31 protein-coding genes are annotated in these 19,050 nt (G+C 44.5%); 30 read left to right on the forward strand and 1 reads right to left on the reverse strand.

Features of this window, described 5'->3' with window-relative positions:
• Nucleotides 1-422 precede the first annotated feature (422 nt).
• The gene (locus tag NIES592_RS18370; protein WP_062244488.1) at nt 423-899 is read right to left on the reverse strand and encodes an NAD(P)H-quinone oxidoreductase subunit N; all 477 of its coding nucleotides are present in this window, start codon (nt 897-899) and stop codon (nt 423-425) included.
• Between the two features lie 1,021 nt (nt 900-1,920).
• On the opposite strand from NIES592_RS18370, the gene rplC reads away from it, so the two are divergent.
• The 30 genes from rplC to rpmE all read left to right on the forward strand — a co-directional run bounded on the left by rplC (nt 1,921) and on the right by rpmE (nt 18,990).
• A complete protein-coding gene (gene rplC, locus NIES592_RS18375; RefSeq protein ID WP_062244485.1) occupies nt 1,921-2,556 on the forward strand; it encodes a 50S ribosomal protein L3 in 636 nt (211 codons plus the stop codon).
• Between the two features lie 114 nt (nt 2,557-2,670).
• Nucleotides 2,671-3,303, forward strand: coding sequence for a 50S ribosomal protein L4 (gene rplD / locus NIES592_RS18380; RefSeq protein WP_062244482.1), 633 nt, complete (start codon nt 2,671-2,673; stop codon nt 3,301-3,303).
• Nucleotides 3,296-3,610 (forward strand): 50S ribosomal protein L23, encoded by a 315-nt coding sequence (locus NIES592_RS18385; RefSeq protein WP_009455511.1) that lies wholly within the window; start codon nt 3,296-3,298, stop codon nt 3,608-3,610. The genes rplD and NIES592_RS18385 overlap by 8 nt, the downstream gene beginning before the upstream one ends.
• Before the next feature lie 170 nt (nt 3,611-3,780).
• Nucleotides 3,781-4,644, forward strand: coding sequence for a 50S ribosomal protein L2 (rplB, locus tag NIES592_RS18390; RefSeq protein ID WP_026086337.1), 864 nt, complete (start codon nt 3,781-3,783; stop codon nt 4,642-4,644).
• Nucleotides 4,645-4,718: 74 nt separating this feature from the next.
• Nucleotides 4,719-4,994, forward strand: a complete 276-nt coding sequence (gene rpsS / locus NIES592_RS18395) for a 30S ribosomal protein S19 (RefSeq protein WP_009455516.1) — start codon at nt 4,719-4,721, stop codon at nt 4,992-4,994.
• Nucleotides 4,995-5,074: 80 nt separating this feature from the next.
• The gene (gene rplV, locus NIES592_RS18400; RefSeq protein ID WP_009455518.1) at nt 5,075-5,437 is read left to right on the forward strand and encodes a 50S ribosomal protein L22; all 363 of its coding nucleotides are present in this window, start codon (nt 5,075-5,077) and stop codon (nt 5,435-5,437) included.
• A 44-nt stretch (nt 5,438-5,481) separates the two neighbouring features.
• Entirely contained in the window at nt 5,482-6,234 is a 753-nt protein-coding gene (gene rpsC / locus NIES592_RS18405; RefSeq protein WP_073556520.1) for a 30S ribosomal protein S3, read from the forward strand.
• 86 nt (nt 6,235-6,320) lie between these two features.
• On the forward strand, nt 6,321-6,746 hold the full coding sequence (rplP, locus tag NIES592_RS18410) for a 50S ribosomal protein L16 (RefSeq protein WP_009455525.1): 426 nt from the start codon (nt 6,321-6,323) through the stop codon (nt 6,744-6,746).
• A 9-nt stretch (nt 6,747-6,755) separates the two neighbouring features.
• The gene (rpmC, locus tag NIES592_RS18415; protein WP_062244474.1) at nt 6,756-6,983 is read left to right on the forward strand and encodes a 50S ribosomal protein L29; all 228 of its coding nucleotides are present in this window, start codon (nt 6,756-6,758) and stop codon (nt 6,981-6,983) included.
• Nucleotides 6,984-6,989: 6 nt separating this feature from the next.
• The gene (gene rpsQ, locus NIES592_RS18420; protein WP_009455529.1) at nt 6,990-7,238 is read left to right on the forward strand and encodes a 30S ribosomal protein S17; all 249 of its coding nucleotides are present in this window, start codon (nt 6,990-6,992) and stop codon (nt 7,236-7,238) included.
• A gap of 99 nt (nt 7,239-7,337) precedes the next feature.
• Nucleotides 7,338-7,706 (forward strand): 50S ribosomal protein L14, encoded by a 369-nt coding sequence (rplN, locus tag NIES592_RS18425; RefSeq protein WP_009455531.1) that lies wholly within the window; start codon nt 7,338-7,340, stop codon nt 7,704-7,706.
• Complete coding sequence (rplX, locus tag NIES592_RS18430; protein ID WP_062244471.1) at nt 7,706-8,056, forward strand: 50S ribosomal protein L24; 351 nt, start codon at nt 7,706-7,708, stop codon at nt 8,054-8,056. The genes rplN and rplX overlap by 1 nt, the downstream gene beginning before the upstream one ends.
• Nucleotides 8,057-8,179: 123 nt before the next feature.
• The gene (rplE, locus tag NIES592_RS18435; RefSeq protein ID WP_009455534.1) at nt 8,180-8,725 is read left to right on the forward strand and encodes a 50S ribosomal protein L5; all 546 of its coding nucleotides are present in this window, start codon (nt 8,180-8,182) and stop codon (nt 8,723-8,725) included.
• A gap of 21 nt (nt 8,726-8,746) precedes the next feature.
• A complete protein-coding gene (gene rpsH / locus NIES592_RS18440) occupies nt 8,747-9,148 on the forward strand; it encodes a 30S ribosomal protein S8 (RefSeq protein WP_009455535.1) in 402 nt (133 codons plus the stop codon).
• A 148-nt stretch (nt 9,149-9,296) separates the two neighbouring features.
• The gene (gene rplF / locus NIES592_RS18445) at nt 9,297-9,845 is read left to right on the forward strand and encodes a 50S ribosomal protein L6 (RefSeq protein WP_009455538.1); all 549 of its coding nucleotides are present in this window, start codon (nt 9,297-9,299) and stop codon (nt 9,843-9,845) included.
• Between the two features lie 2 nt (nt 9,846-9,847).
• Nucleotides 9,848-10,210: a 50S ribosomal protein L18 gene (rplR, locus tag NIES592_RS18450; protein WP_009455540.1), complete on the forward strand. Its 363-nt coding sequence runs from the start codon at nt 9,848-9,850 to the stop codon at nt 10,208-10,210.
• A gap of 147 nt (nt 10,211-10,357) precedes the next feature.
• On the forward strand, nt 10,358-10,882 hold the full coding sequence (rpsE, locus tag NIES592_RS18455; protein ID WP_009455542.1) for a 30S ribosomal protein S5: 525 nt from the start codon (nt 10,358-10,360) through the stop codon (nt 10,880-10,882).
• A gap of 63 nt (nt 10,883-10,945) precedes the next feature.
• Nucleotides 10,946-11,389 carry a 50S ribosomal protein L15 gene (rplO, locus tag NIES592_RS18460; RefSeq protein WP_026086338.1) on the forward strand — a complete coding sequence of 148 codons (444 nt, stop codon included), beginning with the start codon at nt 10,946-10,948 and terminating at the stop codon, nt 11,387-11,389.
• 155 nt (nt 11,390-11,544) lie between these two features.
• Nucleotides 11,545-12,867 (forward strand): preprotein translocase subunit SecY, encoded by a 1,323-nt coding sequence (gene secY, locus NIES592_RS18465; protein ID WP_062244465.1) that lies wholly within the window; start codon nt 11,545-11,547, stop codon nt 12,865-12,867.
• Between the two features lie 2 nt (nt 12,868-12,869).
• Entirely contained in the window at nt 12,870-13,424 is a 555-nt protein-coding gene (locus NIES592_RS18470; RefSeq protein ID WP_073556521.1) for an adenylate kinase, read from the forward strand.
• 279 nt (nt 13,425-13,703) lie between these two features.
• A complete protein-coding gene (infA, locus tag NIES592_RS18475) occupies nt 13,704-13,928 on the forward strand; it encodes a translation initiation factor IF-1 (RefSeq protein ID WP_006276978.1) in 225 nt (74 codons plus the stop codon).
• 114 nt (nt 13,929-14,042) lie between these two features.
• Nucleotides 14,043-14,156 carry a 50S ribosomal protein L36 gene (gene rpmJ / locus NIES592_RS18480; RefSeq protein ID WP_071588098.1) on the forward strand — a complete coding sequence of 38 codons (114 nt, stop codon included), beginning with the start codon at nt 14,043-14,045 and terminating at the stop codon, nt 14,154-14,156.
• 88 nt (nt 14,157-14,244) lie between these two features.
• Nucleotides 14,245-14,625 (forward strand): 30S ribosomal protein S13, encoded by a 381-nt coding sequence (gene rpsM, locus NIES592_RS18485; RefSeq protein ID WP_009455551.1) that lies wholly within the window; start codon nt 14,245-14,247, stop codon nt 14,623-14,625.
• A 54-nt stretch (nt 14,626-14,679) separates the two neighbouring features.
• Nucleotides 14,680-15,075: a 30S ribosomal protein S11 gene (rpsK, locus tag NIES592_RS18490; RefSeq protein ID WP_009455552.1), complete on the forward strand. Its 396-nt coding sequence runs from the start codon at nt 14,680-14,682 to the stop codon at nt 15,073-15,075.
• Nucleotides 15,076-15,419: 344 nt separating this feature from the next.
• On the forward strand, nt 15,420-16,367 hold the full coding sequence (locus NIES592_RS18495; RefSeq protein WP_016868072.1) for a DNA-directed RNA polymerase subunit alpha: 948 nt from the start codon (nt 15,420-15,422) through the stop codon (nt 16,365-16,367).
• Nucleotides 16,368-16,460: 93 nt separating this feature from the next.
• Entirely contained in the window at nt 16,461-16,811 is a 351-nt protein-coding gene (gene rplQ, locus NIES592_RS18500; protein WP_016868071.1) for a 50S ribosomal protein L17, read from the forward strand.
• A gap of 82 nt (nt 16,812-16,893) precedes the next feature.
• Nucleotides 16,894-17,757, forward strand: a complete 864-nt coding sequence (gene truA / locus NIES592_RS18505; RefSeq protein WP_073556522.1) for a tRNA pseudouridine(38-40) synthase TruA — start codon at nt 16,894-16,896, stop codon at nt 17,755-17,757.
• Between the two features lie 2 nt (nt 17,758-17,759).
• The gene (gene rplM / locus NIES592_RS18510) at nt 17,760-18,215 is read left to right on the forward strand and encodes a 50S ribosomal protein L13 (protein WP_016868069.1); all 456 of its coding nucleotides are present in this window, start codon (nt 17,760-17,762) and stop codon (nt 18,213-18,215) included.
• A complete protein-coding gene (gene rpsI / locus NIES592_RS18515; RefSeq protein ID WP_009455558.1) occupies nt 18,215-18,631 on the forward strand; it encodes a 30S ribosomal protein S9 in 417 nt (138 codons plus the stop codon). Before rplM ends, rpsI begins: the two co-directional genes overlap by 1 nt.
• A 119-nt stretch (nt 18,632-18,750) precedes the next feature.
• Entirely contained in the window at nt 18,751-18,990 is a 240-nt protein-coding gene (rpmE, locus tag NIES592_RS18520; protein ID WP_009455559.1) for a 50S ribosomal protein L31, read from the forward strand.
• The last annotated feature ends 60 nt before the right edge of the window (nt 18,991-19,050 follow it).

Consider the following 19,050-nt stretch of genomic DNA (forward strand, 5'->3'; position numbering starts at 1 on the left):
ATATCAAGTTCGGCTAATTGCTTACGATATTATGCTTCGCTTTTGGTCATTGGTTTTTCTCCATTACCCTTCGGGTTAGCTACTTTGCCATCTCGGCATAAGCCAAGACGGCAAGTAGTCTCACCAATTACCTATTACCAATTACCAGCCTAGGCGACAGTATAAGTATTCAACAGAACATGATGTAATGTACGTTTGATAAAGACATCTGCATTAATTCCATTTTGGAAGCAATTAATTTGGCGTTGCAGAGAAAGCGGGATGTTTTTGAAATTTTGTAAACGAAAAAATCTAGCTTCTACCTACGGAAGCCGCTACGCGTCTACGCGCACTTCGCGTCTAACGCGGTTCAATAATCCATCCCGATTTTATGCAACGCCATTAATTTTTTGATTTTGCCAACAATACCCGGTACCCTAAATCTAGCTAGCTAACAGAGTTTTTTCCAGAGGCATCCAGCGGAAGGCGCGATCGCCACCTCGTTCGATTACGACTTTGACCCGTGGTTCCAGCTTGGGCAAGTTCGCTAAGTACTCAATTTCTTGATCAGAAAGAATATGCCCTTCAATAATCCACAATACCAATCCCTTGGATTTTGGTGGTAACTGCTCTAGCTGATAGTTAACGATAGGTGGCACATAATACACGTAACCAACTGCCGCCCCGCTACCAGTGCTTTTTTTGCCAAGGTGGGGAGGTCTAACTCCATGTACACCTGTGAGATAAGCAGCTAGGTCACCTAGTCCTCTAGCAGTGATATGAAGAGTGATATAGCCTGCTGCACGTAGTCGGCGTCTGTAACGACCTTCAAAACCTCCTTCTAGAGGTACGTATACGCCAAGAGCGCCATTTTTTTCTAGATCGCGAATTAAAGTGTTACCAGTGGTAATTAGTGCCATAGGTTTTTGTGTTGTCCGACTTAGATATCTCTATTATTTACTTTTAGTTATGAAATTACGTTAAATAATTATCTTATCGACAGGATAAAGCAAATAGCATAATTTTCTCCAAATGTAATGCCGAAATCAGGATATTCAAAGTTAGATAGCCAGACCACTAGCTTGATCGTAGGTTTAGATAACAAGCTGGCAAATAGCCAAAAGCGATCGCACTTTTAAGATTCCTTTCCTGGAATTGAGTTAAAAAAGTGGTTTGATTAGGCGATCGCTTTGTTTTTCATCTTCCTATTTCTCATTTCTCTAAAAAAGTTAATAGACAAAAGTAAATATTTGATCTATACTCTTAGATCGTGACCAAATTTAGGATACCCCTTCATTGTTATTACTAGCCACAAATTAGCTATTTAAAGCTAATAGCTAAATTCTCAACAGAATTAGCTGGCTAGAATAGACAAGAGACTGGTAAACTATAAAAACTTTCAGGTCAAGGTAAAAGAGTAGAGTCAAAAACTCAAACTCACACCAGTCAGTAAAACAGGTTCACTCTTGTAATAGAGCCAAAAACAGGCAAAACCTTAAAAATTATGGTTTAAGGTAATTGGAGGGGTAGAAACTGAGCAGTGATGTCGGTTTGTAGCATGGCGTAAGTCTCAGTTACAAGGATACTGGGTAGCTTGCTGCCTAAGTCCTGCTACAAGCAAGTAAAGTGCCAGAGCAATTGCTTAGATAGAAGCATTGTTGCACAAAGCTCCAAAGCCTTGTATTGAACCCAAACAGTATACTTTCCCCAGTGGAAAGATGTTTTGGTTGTTCTAATCAAATCTGAGTGACAGCAAACGGATTCACGTAATTAGTATGGATACTTGGTGAAAGGCCGGGGAAGTTGGAGCCGCCATACCTAAGCCGCTCCTGACTTCAATAGGCGCCGCTCACAAGCGGAAAGTAGCCGCAACAGCTACTGTACCAGTATCCTGAAGAATCCAATTTCCCAAGAAAAAAGTAGAAAGGAGAGCCAGTAACTGTGTCTGTAGGTATTCTCGGCACCAAACTGGGCATGACCCAAATCTTTGACGATGCAGGAGTAGCCATTCCTGTGACTGTCATTCAGGCGGGGCCATGTACAGTGACTCAAGTTAAAACAAAACAGACCGACGGTTACTCCGCCATCCAAGTAGGCTATGGCGAAGTAAAGCCAAAGGCGCTAAACAAACCCTTATTAGGTCATCTAGCAAAATCCTCTGCCCCAGCATTACGTCATTTAAAAGAATATCGCCTCGATAACTCTGGTGATTATGCCTTAGGTCAAGAGATAAAAGCGGATATATTTAGCGCAGGTCAACAAGTAGATGTCATCGGTACAAGCATCGGTCGCGGTTTTGCAGGCAACCAAAAACGCAACAACTTCGGTCGTGGGCCCATGTCGCATGGTTCCAAAAACCATAGAGCGCCTGGTTCCACCGGTGCTGGTACGACGCCCGGTCGTGTTTATCCAGGTAAGCGCGCGCCAGGTCGTTTAGGAGGTAGCCGCACCACAGTTCGGAAATTAACAGTGGTACGAGTAGACTCGGAACGTAACTTATTGCTAGTCAAGGGAGCTGTCCCTGGTAAACCCGGGTCATTGCTAAATATTTTGCCTGCCAAGGTAGTTGGTAAGTAGTCAATAGTCACATTGGTTATTTGTTGGTAGTTGATTGTTGGTTGTACTTCCAAACAACAAACAACAAACAACAAGCAACAAGCAACATCAAACAGATGACAAAGGACATAAACAATGTTTGAATGTGTAGTCAAAAATTGGCAGGGAGAACAAGTCGGGCAAAAAAGCTTTGACTTGCGGGTTGCCAAAGAACAAACAGCGGCTCATATTGTGTATAGAGCCTTGATTAGACAAATGGCCAATGCTCGTCAAGGAACCGCCAGTACAAAAACCCGCTCTGAAGTCAGAGGCGGCGGTCGCAAACCTTGGCGGCAAAAAGGTACAGGTCGGGCGCGTGCAGGTTCTATTCGTTCTCCACTGTGGCGTGGTGGCGGTGTCATCTTCGGACCCAAACCCAGAGATTACGAAATCAAGATGAACCGCAAAGAGCGGAAGTTAGCATTGCGGACAGCGTTTGCTAGCCGCCTTGATGACTTAATTGTGGTAGAAGAATTTAGCGAACAGCTACAGCGTCCCAAAACCAAAGAATTAGTGTCAGCGATCGCCCGTTGGGGTGCTGACCCAGAAAGTAAGACACTGTTAGTCTTGTCCGAAAAAAACGAAAACGTACTTTTGTCAGCCCGTAACGTTGAGAATCTCAAACTCATTGCCGCTGATAATCTCAACGTTTACGATTTGCTCCACGCAGACAAAATCGTCGTTACCGCATCAGCCCTAGAAAAAATTCAGGAGGTCTACAGTGCCTAACTTCGACCCCCGCAACCTCCCTGACCTAGTGCGTCGCCCAATTATTACCGAAAAGGCGACCATCCTCATGGAGCAGAATAAATATACATTTGAAGTCTCTCCCAAAGCAACAAAACCAGAAATCAAAGCGGCAATAGAAAGTCTGTTTGACGTCAAAGTAGTACAAGTAAATACCAGCAATCGTCCACGCAAAAAGCGTCGTGTCGGTAGATTTATTGGTTACAAACCCCAATACAAACGAGCCATTGTCACAGTGGCGACTGGGGATGAAAACAAGATCAGACAAGTTCTATTCCCTGAAGTCTAACTAGTTATTGGTTAGTAGTTAGTAGTTAGTGGATAGTAAGGAAGACTTTGGCCTGTAAGTCGTTAGGGATGACAACCAAACAACCAAACAACTAACAACTAACAACTAACCAATGTACAGACGTGCCATGGCACGTCTGGTACAACAACCAACAACTAACAAATAAAATTATGGGTACTCGTTCTTTTCGCCCTTATACCCCCAGTACTCGCCAGGTAACTATTTCCGACTTTTCAGAAATTACCAAAACTGAGCCGGAAAAGTCTTTAACCAAATATGTACATCGTGCCAAAGGCCGCAACAACCAAGGTCGGATCACCAGCCGCTTTCGGGGAGGCGGACACAAGCGGCTTTACCGGATCATCGACTTCAAACGTAATAAACGTGATATCCCTGCTGAAGTCATTGCCATTGAATACGATCCCAACCGTAATGCCCGCATCGCCCTTTTACAGTACCAAGACGGCGAGAAACGTTATATTCTCCAGCCCAACGGATTAAAAGTTGGAACAACAGTAATCGCTGGTGTCAATGCTCCCATTGAAGATGGCAACGCCTTACCTTTGTCAAACATTCCCTTGGGTACGAGCGTTCATAACGTTGAACTGACTCCAGGTAAAGGTGGTCAAATCGTTCGTTCTGCCGGTGCAACAGCTCAAGTCGTAGCCAAAGAAGGTAATTATGTCACCCTGAAGTTGCCTTCAGGAGAAGTCCGCATGATCCGCCGGGAATGCTATGCCACCATTGGACAAGTGGGTAACATTGATGCCCGAAACTTGAGTGCAGGTAAAGCCGGTAGAAATCGCTGGAAAGGCCGCCGTCCTCATGTTAGAGGTAGCGTCATGAACCCGGTTGATCACCCCCACGGCGGTGGTGAAGGTCGTGCGCCCATCGGTCGCTCCGGTCCTGTTACTCCTTGGGGTAAACCAGCCTTGGGTCTGAAGACACGCAAACCTAAAAAGCCAAGTAGCAAGTTAATTGTACGCCGTCGCCGTAAGTCTTCTAAGCGCGGTCGCGGTGGTCGTGAAAGTTAATGCTAACGGGTAATAGGTAATGGGTTAATTACCTATTACCAATTACCAATTACCAATTACCAATTACCAAGATTATGGGTCGTTCTCTTAAAAAAGGTCCTTTCGTAGCAGATCACTTGCTCAGCAAAATTGAGAAGCTTAACGAAAGCAATAGAAAAGAAGTGATCAAAACCTGGTCACGAGCTTCCACAATTCTGCCGGAAATGGTTGGTCATACCATTGCTGTTCATAACGGACGGCAGCACGTACCTGTTTTCATCAGTGACCAAATGGTGGGACATAAGCTGGGCGAATTTGCTCCCACACGCACTTTTAGAGGTCATGCTAAAGACAAAAAAGCAGGAAGGTAGAACGTAGTTAGTGGTTAGTAGATAGTGGACAGTAACTACTAACCAATAACTACTAACCACTAACTAAAACGGAGAAAACTATGGCTGTTGATACTACTAATGAAGTAAAAGCGATCGCCCGTTATATACGCATGTCCCCTTATAAAGTGCGTCGGGTACTCGATCAAATTCGTGGACGGTCTTATCGAGAAGCACTGATCATTCTAGAATTTATGCCCTATCGGGCTTGTGAACCAGTATTGAAGGTTCTCAGAAGCGCTGCTGCCAATGCAGAGCATAACGAAGGATTGGATCGGGCAGATTTAGTAATTACTAAGGCCTATGCAGATCAAGGGCCAGTTCTGAAACGGTTTCAACCAAGGGCGCAAGGTCGAGCGTACCAGATTCGCAAACCAACGTGTCATATTACAGTCGCTGTTGCTCCTGGAGCCTCAGCTGAATAACTACTTACACCCATAGCTGAAAGAAATTTTAGAGGAAAGCATTCGTGGGACAGAAAATACATCCAGTTGGTTTTCGTCTAGGAATTACCCAAGAGCATCAATCTCGTTGGTTTGCTGACCCTAGCCGCTATCCAGAACTCCTACAAGAAGACCACAAACTTCGTAATTTTATCGAGGATAAACTGGGTAGATACGCTCAGAACAATGCAGGCATTTCGGAAGTGCGGATTGAGCGTAAAGCCGATCAAATTGATCTGGAAGTACGCACCGCACGCCCTGGTGTAGTTGTAGGTCGAGGTGGGCAAGGCATTGAATCATTGCGTACCGGACTTCAAGACCTGTTGGGCAGCAATCGTCAAATCCGCATCAACGTTGTGGAAGTACAACGTGTTGATGCTGATGCTTACCTAATTGCTGAATACATCGCTCAACAGCTAGAACGCCGCGTTTCCTTCCGCCGAGTTGTGCGTCAAGCCATTCAGCGCGCCCAACGTGCTGGTGTACAAGGGATCAAAGTCCAGGTTAGTGGTCGTCTCAATGGTGCGGAAATCGCTCGCACAGAGTGGACTCGTGAAGGTAGAGTACCTTTACATACCCTACGGGCTGACATTGACTACTCTTACTGCACAGCAAAAACCATCTACGGTATTCTTGGGATCAAAGTCTGGATATTCAAAGGAGAAATTATTCCTGGACAAGAAGAAGCACCTCCCCCACCAACAACACGGGAACGTGAACCGCGTCGTCGTCAACAACGCCGTCGTCAGCAATTTGAAGACCGCTCAAATGAAGGATAGTTAATGGTTAATAGTTAGTGGTTAGTAGTAACGACTAACAACCAACAACTAACAACCAACAACTAACAACCAACAACTAACACATCATGTTAAGTCCAAGAAGAACGAAATTCCGCAAACAGCAGCGCGGACGCATGAAAGGTCTAGCCACTGCTGGTAGTTCCCTGAACTTTGGTGATTTTGCTCTCCAAGCTCAAGAACCAGCTTGGATCACCGCTCGACAAATAGAGGCATCCCGTCGAGCCATGACCCGTTACATCCGTCGGGGTGGTAAAATCTGGATTCGCATTTTCCCTGATAAGCCTGTAACAATGCGTCCCGCCGAAACCCGGATGGGTTCTGGTAAGGGTTCTCCCGAATATTGGGTAGCAGTAGTCAAGCCAGGACGAATTTTATTTGAAATTGCTGGTGTACCTGAAGCTACCGCCCGCGAAGCAATGCGCTTAGCAGCATACAAGCTACCAATTAAGACTAAATTCATTTCACGCTCTGAAATAGAACCACAGGAGTAGGAGTAAGTTATGCCTCTTCCCAAGATTTCGGAAGCAAGAGAATTAAGCGACGAAAAGCTGGCTGAGGAAATTCTTGCCGTCAAAAAAGAGTTATTTCAATTGCGCTTGCAAAAAGCAACCAGACAGCTAGAAAAACCACACCTGTTTCGACATGCCCGACACCGCTTAGCCCAATTGCTAACGGTAGAGTCAGAACGCAAACGGGCCGCAAGTCAAGCCGCAAAAGAACAAGAGTAGGAGATTATGGCAGTTAAAGAACGAGTTGGCTTGGTAGTGAGCGACAAAATGCAAAAAACAGTTGTAGTCGCTGTTGAAAACCGCGCTCCTCATCCCAAGTACGGCAAAATTGTGGTGAATACCCGGCGTTATAAGGCTCATGACGAAGAAAATCGCTGTAAGATAGGCGATCGCGTCCGCATTCAAGAAACCCGACCCCTGAGCAAAACCAAGCGCTGGCAAGTCACAGAAATTCTGACTACGAAAAATACTTAATGGGTAATGGGTAATGGGTAATGGGTAATAGGTAAGACAACTAGTAATTACCAATTAGCAATTATCAATTAGCAATTACCAACCACAAGGAGAGTTATTGTGATCCAACCCCAGACTTACCTGAATGTTGCAGACAACAGCGGCGCTCGTAAACTCATGTGTATCCGTGTTTTAGGAGCAGGTAACTGTCGCTACGGTTTTGTGGGCGATAGAATTATTGCTGTTGTCAAAGATGCCCAGCCAAATATGGCTATCAAAAAATCAGATGTTGTAGAAGCAGTGATTGTTCGTACCCGCCATAATATTAAGCGGGATAGCGGTATGAGCATCCGTTTTGACGACAATGCCGCAGTCATCATTAATAAAGACGGCAATCCTAAAGGCACTCGCGTCTTTGGCCCCGTTGCTCGAGAACTGCGTGATAAAAACTTTACCAAAATCGTCTCTTTGGCTCCGGAGGTGCTGTAATGGCAAGGAAAAAACAAAAGCCAAAGTTCTACAAAATGCATGTCAAAGCTGGAGATACCGTCCAGGTAATTGCCGGTAAAGACAAAGGCAAAGTTGGCGAGATTATCAAAGCCCTGCCTCAAGAAAGCAAAGTCATTGTCAAAGGCGTCAATATCAAAACCAAGCACGTCAAGCCCCAAGCGGAAGGTGAATCCGGGCGCATTGTCACCCAGGAATACCCAATTCACAGTTCCAACGTCATGCTTTACTCCACTAAGCAGAACGTCGCTAGTCGCATCTGCTACACCTTTACCGAAGAAGGTAAGAAGGTACGGATGCTCAAGAAAACAGGTGAGATTATCGATAAATAGTTATTGGTTGTCAGTTGGTAGTTAGTAGTTGATCGGAAAAATTAACAAACAACAACCAACAAGCAACAAACAAAAAAATGCTATTTCCCTGACCAAGCCCAGGGACAACCAGGACAAAAAACTATGCCAACACGACTTAAAAGTTTATACCAAGAAACAATAGTCCCTAACCTCACCAAACAGTTTGGGTACACCAACGTTCACCAAGTACCAAAATTGGTGAAAGTAACTGTCAACCGAGGATTGGGAGAAGCAGCGCAAAACGCCAAAGCCCTAGAAGCATCTTTAAGTGAAATTGCCTTGATCACAGGGCAAAAGCCTGTAGTGACAAGAGCGAAAAAAGCGATCGCAGGTTTTAAAATTCGTCAAGGTATGCCTGTAGGGATCATGGTTACCTTGAGAGGCGAACGCATGTATTCCTTTCTCGACAGATTAATCAACCTGGCTCTACCCAGAATTCGCGACTTTCGTGGTGTTAGTCCTAAAAGCTTTGATGGTCGTGGTAACTATACCCTTGGCGTTAGAGAACAGTTGATTTTTCCAGAGGTTGAGTACGACAGCATTGACCAAATCCGAGGGATGGATATCTCCATCATCACCACAGCTAAGAGTGATGAAGAAGGTCGTGCCTTACTAAAAGAAATGGGAATGCCCTTTCGGGAACAATAAGTTCAATTAAACGAGGAGACGATGGCGACTAACGACACAATTGCTGACATGTTGACGCGCATCCGCAATGCCAATCTGGCGCGGCATCAAACTACACAAGTGCCATCCACAAAAATGACCCGTAATATCGCTAAAGTGCTTCGAGAAGAAGGATACATTGGTGATTACGAAGATGTTGGAGAAGGAAGTAAGCGAAACTTAGTAATTTCACTGAAATACAAGGGTAAAAATCGCCAACCTATCATCACCACTCTCAAACGGGTAAGTAAACCAGGTTTGCGCGTTTATTCCAATAAAAAAGAATTACCACGGGTATTAGGTGGCATAGGCATCGCCATTATTTCTACATCTAGTGGCATCATGACCGACAGAGAAGCACGGCGTCAGAACTTGGGTGGTGAAGTACTTTGCTACGTTTGGTAGTCATTGGTTAGTGGTTAGTGGTTAATAGTTAGTAGTAATAACCAACCCTCCGGGTTCGCAGTCGCTCATGGGGGGAACCCCCTTTCTGCGCGCTGACTCACAACTAACAACCAACAAACAACAAACAACTAACAACAAAGATAAAGTTATGTCTCGAATTGGTAAACGCCCAATTACAGTTCCCGCAAAAGTCCAAGTAAATTTTGATAACGCCAAGGTGACTGTCAAAGGTCCAAAAGGTGAGCTTTCGCGCGAACTTCCCGCCAATGTGATTTTGTCCCAAGATGGGGAAACACTCACGGTTAGTCGCCGAGATGAGTCACGTACTTCTAGGCAGTTACACGGCTTATTCCGTACCTTGGTTGCCAACATGGTTGAAGGAGTTTCCAAAGGATTTGAACGGCGTTTGGAAATTCAAGGGGTTGGCTATCGGGCGCAAGTCCAAGGTCGTAACCTAGTACTGAATATGGGTTACAGTCATCAGGTACAGATAGCCCCACCAGAGGGAATTCAGTTTGCAGTTGAAAATAATACTAACGTAATTGTCAGCGGTTACGACAAAGAATTAGTCGGGAACACAGCAGCAAAAATTCGTGCTGTCCGTCCACCCGAACCTTACAAAGGCAAAGGTATTCGTTACGCTGGCGAAGCAGTTAGACGTAAAGCTGGTAAGACTGGTAAGAGTGGTAAGAAGTAAATATGAAACTTACTCGTAGAGAATCAAAACAGCGTCGTCATCGGCGCATTCGTGGGAAAGTAAGCGGTTCTCCAGAACGTCCACGGTTAGCAATATTTCGCTCCCACCAACACATCTATGCTCAGGTGATTGATGATACTCAACATCACACCATAGTGGCAGCTTCCACTGTAGAACCAGAACTCAAATCCAAGCTCACCTTTGGAGGCAATATTCAAGCCTCTACTGAAGTTGGCAAACTAATTGCAACGCGAGCCTTAGAAAAAGGCATAACCAAAGTCGTGTTTGATCGCGGTGGTAATCTTTATCACGGTCGCGTCAAAGCACTAGCTGATGCAGCACGTGAAGCTGGGTTAGATTTCTAAATTTTTCAAGAGTCAATGGTCATTAGTCAATGGTGAGTAGTTGCTAGTTAGTGGTTAGTAGTTGGTTGCTTCCAACAAAAAACAACAAACAACAAATGACAAATGACAAATGACAAATGATAAATAAATGACAAAGGGAATCAGACAATGGCAACAAATCGTCGTAAAACTAACCGCGTTAAAAAAGAAGAAACTAACTGGCAAGAGCGGGTCATTCAGATCCGACGTGTTAGTAAGGTAGTCAAAGGTGGTAAAAAACTCAGCTTCCGCGCGATCGTAGTTGTTGGCAATGAACGTGGTCAAGTTGGTGTAGGAGTGGGTAAAGCTTCAGATGTAATTGGTGCGGTGAAAAAAGGTGTAGCCGATGGTAAAAAACATCTGATTGAGATTCCTATTACAAAATCCAACTCTATACCTCATCCCATTGATGGTACTGGCGGTGGTGCAAAAGTAATTATGCGACCAGCAGCTCCTGGTACTGGTGTAATTGCTGGTGGTGCGGTTCGTACCGTACTAGAGTTGGCAGGTGTGCGTAATGTTTTAGCTAAGCAACTTGGTTCCAACAATCCGCTAAATAATGCCAGAGCTGCGATCAATGCCCTCACTACCTTACGTACCTTCTCTGAGGTAGCCGAGGATAGGGGTATTACTGTGGAGAATCTTTACATCTAAAAAGTCATTTGTCCTTAGCAAATGACAAATGACAAACAACAACTTTTGCTTAGTTTATTGCTTATGAGACTCAACGATGTTCGCCCCCAAAAAGGATCTAAAAAACGCGGTCGGCGTTTAGGTAGAGGTGTCTCTGCTGGTCAAGGCGCAAGTGCTGGTAAAGGTATGCGGGGTCAAAAAGCTCGCTCTGGTGGCAGTACCAGACCCGGTTTTGAAGGTGGTCAACAGCCATTGTACCGTCGTATACCCAAGCTGAAAGGCTTTCCTTTAGTTAACCGTAAAAATTACACTACGATTAATGTAGAGAAGCTAGCCTCACTTCCAGCTAACACAGAAGTTACTTTGACTTCTTTACAAGAAGCGGGTATTCTGACTGCTGCCAAGGGGCCATTGAAAATTTTGGGAGATGGGGAATTAAATGTTCCGCTCAAAGTAAAGGCCGCAGCTTTTACAGGTACAGCTCGTAGCAAAATTGAGGCAGCAGGCGGAAGTTGTGAAGTTGTGTGAAGGTTGTAGACGCCCTATAGGGCGGCTTTCCACAGGGTAGGATGAAGAATGAAGGATAAAAGATGAAAAACTTAATACTTCAAATTTCGTGCTTCACACTTCCACATTCTTCACACTTCTGACTTCATACTTCATACTTCATAAGGTAGCCCTCTATGATCAGTCGAGATAAACCCCCAACCGCTCAAGAAACTTTTATGCAGATGGCGCAAGCGGCCGGATTAAGAGGTCGGCTGCTTGTTACTGTCGGTATTCTCATATTGATTCGTCTAGGTATACATATACCCATACCAGGAATTGATCGACAGGCATTTGCCGCAGCAATTAATAGTAATAATCAGGTATTCAGCTTTTTGGATATATTCTCCGGAGGCGGTCTTTCTGCATTGGGAGTCTTTGCCTTAGGTATTCTGCCTTATATCAATGCTTCGATTATCATCCAATTGCTCACTGCTGCGATTCCATATTTAGAAAATTTACAAAAAAACGAAGGGGAAGCAGGAAGGCGGAGGATTTCGCAAATTACCCGCTATGTATCTTTAGGTTGGGCAATTTTACAAAGTATTTTCTTGGCCGCATTTTGGTTAAGACCTTTTGCCTTGAATTTTGGTCCCGTTTTCGTTATTGAGACAGCTGTTGCTCTTGTAGCTGGTTCGATGTTTGTAATGTGGGCATCAGAAGTAATTACAGAGCGCGGCGTTGGTAACGGAGCATCTTTGTTAATTTTTGTCAATATTGTGGCAACCCTACCTAAATCCCTGAGCGATACCATTGCTTATATCCAAGGTAGTGGTCAAGAGATAGTTCGAGAAAGAGTTGGTCCAGTAATTGTATTGGTTCTAGTGTTTCTATTCACAATTGTTGGTATCGTCTTTGTTCAGGAAGCAATTCGCCGTATTCCAATTATTTCCGCTCGTCGCCAAGTCGGTCGGCGCATTTTTGCTGAGCAGCGTAGCTATCTCCCCTTACGTCTTAACCAAGGCGGAGTTATGCCAATCATTTTTGCGGCTGCAATCCTCAGTTTGCCACTGTTTATAGCTAATTTCACCAAAAATCCAGAACTAGCAAATATCATCAACACCTATCTCAGTCCTGGTGGATCTCAGTCTTGGGTCTATGCCCTTGTTTACCTAGTTTCAATTATCTTTTTTAGCTACTTCTATTCATCTTTGATAGTAAACCCAGTTGATGTGGCCCAGAACCTGAAGAAAATGGGTTCTAGTATTCCAGGAATACGTCCTGGTAAAGCCACTAGTGAGTATATAGAGCGCATTTTGAATCGACTAACTTTTTTGGGTGCTATCTTTTTGGGCTTAATTGCGATCATCCCCACCGCTGTAGAAACTGCTTTAGGAGTACCAACTTTTAGAGGTTTGGGTGCTACCTCTTTGCTGATTCTAGTAGGTGTGGCGATTGAAACAGCTAAACAAGTCCAAACTTATGTGATCTCTCAGCGCTATGAAGGAATGGTGAAGTAATAGTGACGCGATTAATCTTCTTGGGACCGCCGGGTGCTGGTAAAGGAACTCAAGCTAAAGCATTGGCCCATGACTGTGATATACCCCATATTTCCACGGGTGACATCTTACGGCAAGCATTGAAAGAGCAAACTCCTTTGGGTATAAAAGCTCAGAGTTATATGGATAGGGGTGAGCTAGTTCCCGACCAGCTTGTACAGGAAATGGTGGAAGAACGCCTCTGTAAACCGGATACCAAGTCAGGTTGGATTTTGGATGGCTTTCCTCGGACTGTAAAACAAGCAGCTTTTCTGGGAGAATTACTGCAAAAACTTGAACAGCAAGGGGAAAGAGTAGTCAATTTAGATGTGCCAGATGATGTGGTTGTTGATCGTCTGCTACAACGAGGGCGTGCTGATGATACAGAAGAGGTAATTCGCCGTCGCTTGGAAGTATACCGCTCTGAAACCGCTCCCTTGATTGACTACTATGGCGATCGCCACCAATTGATCACTGTCAACGGCAATCAGTCCCTAGAAGAAGTCACCGCCGAACTGAAAAAGGCTATAGCCTCCTGAATTAACAAACAAAAAGGGATTGGGTATTGGGGATTGAGGAGTGTGTAGACCCACCTTCTTCGGCTTCCCGTAAGGGTGGAGTGTGGGGAGTAGTAGACAAACAACAACTAACCACCAACCAGCAACCACTAACAATTACCCATTACCTGAGCAGATACATGTAAAACTTGGATAAGATATATTAATAGACTGTTGATATTTTTCTAAAAATATGTTCATTTCCAGACTATGAAATGGCTGTAAATGAATAAAGAAGTGTTGAATTGAGGGAAAAATAAATTGTCTAAGCAAGATTTGATTGAAATGGAAGGTACAGTTACTGAGTCATTGCCCAATGCTATGTTTCGCGTTGATTTAGACAATGGCTTCAACGTCTTAGCTCATATCTCTGGCAAGATTCGCCGTAATTATATCAAAATTTTACCTGGCGATCGCGTCAAGGTGGAGCTAACTCCCTACGACTTGACCAAAGGTAGAATTACTTATCGATTACGGAAGAAGTAGCTCTATGTAAGTTAATATACCACACGTTCAAAACAATAAGTTTTCTTCCTGTAATTTAACTGAACATTTATCAAAAAAATGCTATAATTTAACATTTGGAGTCAATTAGCAAGCATGAAAGTCAGAGCCTCAGTCAAAAAAATGTGTGAAAAGTGTAACGTGATCCGCCGTCGGGGTCGCGTTATGGTGATCTGTTCCAATCCGAAGCATAAACAGCGCCAAGGTTAAAGGGAATTAAGGTACAACTTTTAAGACTTGGTACCATCGTTAAACACTAACTTACATCACTAGCAAGCAAATTAGGGAGACAATTGTTGTGGCACGTATTGCCGGAGTAGACCTACCACGCGATAAGCGTGTTGAAATCGGTCTAACTTATATTTATGGAATTGGTCTATCGCGATCGCAGGAGATTTTAAAGGCTACGGGTGTAAATCCTGATACTCGTGTCAAGGATCTCAGTGATGCTGATGTAGCAGCTCTACGGGGAGAAGTAGAAGAAAACTATCAAGTCGAAGGTGACTTGAGGCGCTGGGAGGCGATGAACATCAAGCGCCTAATTGATATTGGTACATACAGAGGGCGTCGTCATCGCATGGGCTTACCAGTCAGAGGACAGAGAACTCGCACCAATGCCCGCACCCGACGGGGAAGACGACAAACAGTCGCTGGTAAGAAGAAAGCACCAGGGAAATAAATTTTTGGCAACGCTTGCTGTTAGCAAGTTTTACATTCATCGAATCACAACCATATGGCGCGACAACCAAGCAAAAAGACCGGGAGCAAAAAACAGAAACGCAACGTACCAAATGGTGTTGCTTACATCCAATCTACTTTCAACAATAGCATTGTCACCATTACCGATCAAAACGGAGATGTGATCTCTTGGGCAAGTGCTGGTTCTAGCGGTTTTAAAGGAGCAAAAAAAGGAACTCCCTTTGCAGCTCAAACCGCAGCTGAAAGTGCAGCACGCCGAGCGATCGATCAGGGGATGCGCCAAATTGAGGTAATGGTGAGTGGGCCAGGAGCAGGTCGGGAAACAGCCATCCGGGCGCTGCAAGGAGCAGGACTCGAAATAACGCTCATTCGAGATATTACCCCAATTCCTCACAACGGCTGCCGCCCTCCCAAACGCCGTCGAGTCTAAATACGACTTTTTGGGTGGTAAAGATAGTCAGTTGACAGTAACCAGTGAACAGTGAACAGCAATTAATTAATCATTGATAACTGAATAACTGTTAAACTTACCTGTTTCCCTCACACGTATAGTGGCCGTCCGAAGTTCGTAAGCCCTAGTTGGTACAGAGGGCTGCTAAACTTCGGAAAACCTAAAAAACAGTAGCGCCTGTAAGTTGGTAGAGTATTAAACTTAATTACTCATTAAGCAAAGTATTTAGTTTGCTCCACCTCAAACACAAGGCAAAAATCCAAATTTGTAGGTAGTCTATATTCTGTCTACTACTAAGACCTTAGAGCAAGGGAGGCTACTCCGTGGCGCAGTTTCAAATTGAATGTGTAGAGTCTAGTACAGAGGAAAGTCGGAGCCACTACAGTAAATTTATCCTAGAACCTCTAGAACGGGGTCAAGGAACAACCGTTGGCAACGCCCTTAGACGGGTATTGTTGTCAAATTTAGAAGGTACGGCTGTGACAGCAGTACGAATTGCAGGAGTAACACATGAATTTGCCACCGTTCCTGGTGTCAGAGAGGATGTACTAGAAATCCTCATGAGAATGAAGGAAGTAATTCTCAAAAGTTATTCCTCTCAACCCCAAATAGGTCGTTTACTCGTCAACGGTCCGGCTACAGTCACATCAGCACACTTCGATTTACCGAGTGAAGTAGAAGTCATGGATCCGACCCAGTACATAGCTACCCTTGCCGAAGGGGGAAAGCTAGAAATGGAATTTCGGATTGAAAAAGGCAAAGGGTATCGCACCGTAGAAAGAGGTCGTGAAGAAGCCACATCTCTAGATTTCCTGCAAATTGACTCGGTATTTATGCCAGTCAGAAAAGTTAACTACAGTGTTGAAGAGACTCGTGGCGATAACGGAATGCCAAGAGATAGATTGCTTCTAGAAGTTTGGACGAATGGCAGTCTTAGCCCTCAAGAAGCTCTCTCTTCCGCAGCCGGAATTTTGGTAGACTTATTCAATCCCTTAAAAGATATTGATATCAGACAAACAGATACAGATTCTGATATCCCAGATGATCCTACCGCTCAAATTCCGATTGAAGAGTTGCAGCTTTCTGTAAGAGCTTATAACTGTCTCAAGCGGGCGCAAGTTAACTCGGTAGCAGATTTGTTGGATTATACCCAAGAAGACCTATTAGAAATTAAAAACTTTGGTCAGAAGTCAGCGGAAGAAGTAGTTGAAGCACTACAGCGACGCTTGGGCATTACCCTACCAACTGAAAGGTCTTCTAAACACGGTTAGTCATTTGTCAGTAGTCAAGAGTCAATTAATGATTAGACCATGGACTAACTAATAACTTTCTGAGTAAGCGTTATCTTTAAATGGTTCATAGTTATGCGTCATCGTTGTCGTGTCAAAAAACTCAGCAAACCAGCTGATCAACGTCGCGCCCTGTTGCGTGCGCTCACCACTGAGTTAATTCGTCATGGTCGAATTACCACCACCCTACAGCGAGCTAAGGTAGTGAGAGCCGAAGTAGATAAAATGATCACTTTAGCTAAAGACGGTTCCCTGTCGGCACGCCGTCAAGCCCTTGGCTACATTTACGATAAACAATTAGTTCATGCTCTATTTGAGCAAGCTCCCACTCGTTACGGTAATCGTCAAGGCGGCTATACTCGTATCCTACATACCGTGCCTCGTCGTGGTGATAATGCTGAGATGGCAATCATTGAACTGGTATAAAGAAGGCAGCTATGCTGGAGGCAGAAGGTAAAAAATTAGATTTTATACTTCATACTTCACACTTCAGCCTTGAGTTGATTCTATGTTAGAAAGCCGCCAGCCTACACCAAAACAACGAGTCGCCCTGGTAATTCAATACCTGGGCACTCATTTTCATGGCTGGCAGAGGCAACCACATCACCGTAGTGTACAGGAAGAAGTAGAGAAAGTTTTAGCCAATTTACTAGGTTATTCTGTTACACTACACGGAGCGGGACGTACTGATAGCGGAGTCCACGCCGCAGCTCAAGTAGCTCATTTTGATGCGACTGGTAAAATTCCAGCTCACAAATGGGCAACCATTCTGAATAGTTACCTGCCCGAAGACATATTAATTTTAGCTTCAGCAAGTGTCAGCGAAACTTGGCACGCTCGCTTTAGCGCAGTGTATCGGCGTTATCGCTACACTATATACACTGGAGAACAGCCGAACTTGTTTGTGAGGCGCTTCAGTTGGCATTACTACCATGCACCCCTAGATGAATTTTTAATTCAGGCAGCATTAAAACCGTTACTCGGACATCATCATTTAGCTGCATTTCACCGTAGCAACTCAGCACGTAAGCATTCTTGGGTCGAGGTGCAAGCAGTAGAGTGTTATCGAAATGGGCCGTTTCTCCATATAGAAATACAAGCCAATGGATTTTTGTATGGAATGGTGCGGCTGTTAGTAGGAATGTTAGTGCAGGTAGGAACAGGAGAGCGATCGCTTGCTAGCTTTACTGATCTTTGGAAAAATGAACGACGGGAAGAAGTCAAATATGCTGCACCTGCCCACGGCTTATGTTTATTGCGAGTCGGTTATCCAGATTTTCCCTTTCCCAAAACAGTCTGGTTTGACACTCAGCCACTTTTTGTCATTCAATCACCAACAATCAACAACCAACAATCAACAATCAACAATTAACGATGAACAAAACATATCTTCCTCCTACTGATTCCATAACGCGTGATTGGTACGTCGTAGACGCTACCGACAAGCGTCTTGGACGCCTAGCCAGTGAAATTGCTATGGTTCTACGAGGCAAAAATAAACCTCATTATACGCCTCACATGGATACAGGTGACTTCGTAATAGTAGTCAATGCCGATAAAGTGGCCGTAACTGGTAAAAAGCGTACCCAAAAGATTTACCGTCGTCACTCCGGTCGTCCTGGCGGGATGAAAACGGAAACTTTTGCCAAACTCCAAGGACGTTTACCTGAACGCATTATTGAACACGCTGTCAAAGGAATGCTACCGAAAAATAGCTTGGGACGGCAGTTATTCACTAAATTAAAAGTATACGCAGGCCCAACTCACCCCCATGATGCCCAAAAACCAAAAGAACTGAAAATTAATACTATTCCAGGAGAACAAGATTAATGCAAGCAACAGATAACACTAGCGGTCGCGCTATGTACTGGGGTACTGGTCGTCGTAAGTCTGCGGTCGCACGAGTACGCCTAGTTCCAGGTACTGGACAATTGATTGTCAATGGCAGACCTGGAGATTTGTATTTCCAATTCAATCCTAATTATCTCGGAGGCATCAAAGCACCTCTGGAAACTTTAGGACTGGAAAACGAATATGATATTTTGGTGAAAGCCGAAGGCGGTGGCTTGACTGGCCAAGCCAATTCAATTCGTTTAGGAGTGGCTCGTGCTTTATGCCAACTTGATCCTGATAATCGCTCACCTCTGAAGGTTGAAGGCTATCTCACCCGCGATCCCCGTGCCAAAGAAAGGAAAAAGTACGGCCTGCACAAAGCTCGCAAAGCACCTCAGTACTCGAAGCGGTAAGGAATTGGTGATCGGGGACCGGGTATTGGTGTTTATGCTCCTCCTTGTCTCCCTTCCATTCCCTAGTCCTAATCAAACACCAAAGCTATAATTGTAGTATATTCACCACAAAAGGAACAATGGCTAAACCTGGTATTCATCCTGAGTGGTATCCAGAAGCTAAAGTTTACTGCAACGGTCAGGTTGTAATGACCGTCGGCTCCACCAAGCCAGAACTGCACGTAGATGTTTGGTCTGGAAACCACCCCTTCTACACCGGCACTCAAAAGATTATTGACACTGAAGGTCGTGTTGAGCGCTTCATGCGGAAGTATGGCATGAAGGGCGATCAAGCTTCTGGCGGCAAAAAGAAAAAGTAGCGGGTTGGCTCTGTTGCTGGTAATGACGACCCTGCATCTGCTGGGTCGCTTGTCACAAAT

Origin of the sequence: Fischerella major NIES-592, from assembly GCF_001904645.1 — a bacterium.
GTDB lineage: Bacteria > Cyanobacteriota > Cyanobacteriia > Cyanobacteriales > Nostocaceae > Fischerella > Fischerella thermalis.

Excerpts from the sequence above, each read along its gene's own strand:
- rpsS (WP_009455516.1), top strand. The coding sequence starts at position 4,719 with ATGGGTCGTTCTCTTAAAAAAGGTCCTTTCGTAGCAGATCACTTGCTC.
- rpmJ (WP_071588098.1), top strand. The coding sequence starts at position 14,043 with ATGAAAGTCAGAGCCTCAGTCAAAAAAATGTGTGAAAAGTGTAACGTG.
- rpsH (WP_009455535.1), top strand. The coding sequence starts at position 8,747 with ATGGCGACTAACGACACAATTGCTGACATGTTGACGCGCATCCGCAAT.
- rplM (WP_016868069.1), top strand. The coding sequence starts at position 17,760 with ATGAACAAAACATATCTTCCTCCTACTGATTCCATAACGCGTGATTGG.
- rplE (WP_009455534.1), top strand. The coding sequence starts at position 8,180 with ATGCCAACACGACTTAAAAGTTTATACCAAGAAACAATAGTCCCTAAC.
- secY (WP_062244465.1), top strand. The coding sequence starts at position 11,545 with ATGATCAGTCGAGATAAACCCCCAACCGCTCAAGAAACTTTTATGCAG.
- rpsE (WP_009455542.1), top strand. The coding sequence starts at position 10,358 with ATGGCAACAAATCGTCGTAAAACTAACCGCGTTAAAAAAGAAGAAACT.
- rpmE (WP_009455559.1), top strand. The coding sequence starts at position 18,751 with ATGGCTAAACCTGGTATTCATCCTGAGTGGTATCCAGAAGCTAAAGTT.
- rplD (WP_062244482.1), top strand. The coding sequence starts at position 2,671 with ATGTTTGAATGTGTAGTCAAAAATTGGCAGGGAGAACAAGTCGGGCAA.
- truA (WP_073556522.1), top strand. The coding sequence starts at position 16,894 with ATGTTAGAAAGCCGCCAGCCTACACCAAAACAACGAGTCGCCCTGGTA.
- rplO (WP_026086338.1), top strand. The coding sequence starts at position 10,946 with ATGAGACTCAACGATGTTCGCCCCCAAAAAGGATCTAAAAAACGCGGT.
- rpsI (WP_009455558.1), top strand. The coding sequence starts at position 18,215 with ATGCAAGCAACAGATAACACTAGCGGTCGCGCTATGTACTGGGGTACT.
- NIES592_RS18370 (WP_062244488.1), bottom strand. The coding sequence starts at position 899 with ATGGCACTAATTACCACTGGTAACACTTTAATTCGCGATCTAGAAAAA.
- rpsK (WP_009455552.1), top strand. The coding sequence starts at position 14,680 with ATGGCGCGACAACCAAGCAAAAAGACCGGGAGCAAAAAACAGAAACGC.
- rplQ (WP_016868071.1), top strand. The coding sequence starts at position 16,461 with ATGCGTCATCGTTGTCGTGTCAAAAAACTCAGCAAACCAGCTGATCAA.
- rplB (WP_026086337.1), top strand. The coding sequence starts at position 3,781 with ATGGGTACTCGTTCTTTTCGCCCTTATACCCCCAGTACTCGCCAGGTA.
- rplX (WP_062244471.1), top strand. The coding sequence starts at position 7,706 with ATGGCAAGGAAAAAACAAAAGCCAAAGTTCTACAAAATGCATGTCAAA.
- rplP (WP_009455525.1), top strand. The coding sequence starts at position 6,321 with ATGTTAAGTCCAAGAAGAACGAAATTCCGCAAACAGCAGCGCGGACGC.
- rpsQ (WP_009455529.1), top strand. The coding sequence starts at position 6,990 with ATGGCAGTTAAAGAACGAGTTGGCTTGGTAGTGAGCGACAAAATGCAA.
- rplF (WP_009455538.1), top strand. The coding sequence starts at position 9,297 with ATGTCTCGAATTGGTAAACGCCCAATTACAGTTCCCGCAAAAGTCCAA.
- rpmC (WP_062244474.1), top strand. The coding sequence starts at position 6,756 with ATGCCTCTTCCCAAGATTTCGGAAGCAAGAGAATTAAGCGACGAAAAG.
- rplR (WP_009455540.1), top strand. The coding sequence starts at position 9,848 with ATGAAACTTACTCGTAGAGAATCAAAACAGCGTCGTCATCGGCGCATT.
- rplV (WP_009455518.1), top strand. The coding sequence starts at position 5,075 with ATGGCTGTTGATACTACTAATGAAGTAAAAGCGATCGCCCGTTATATA.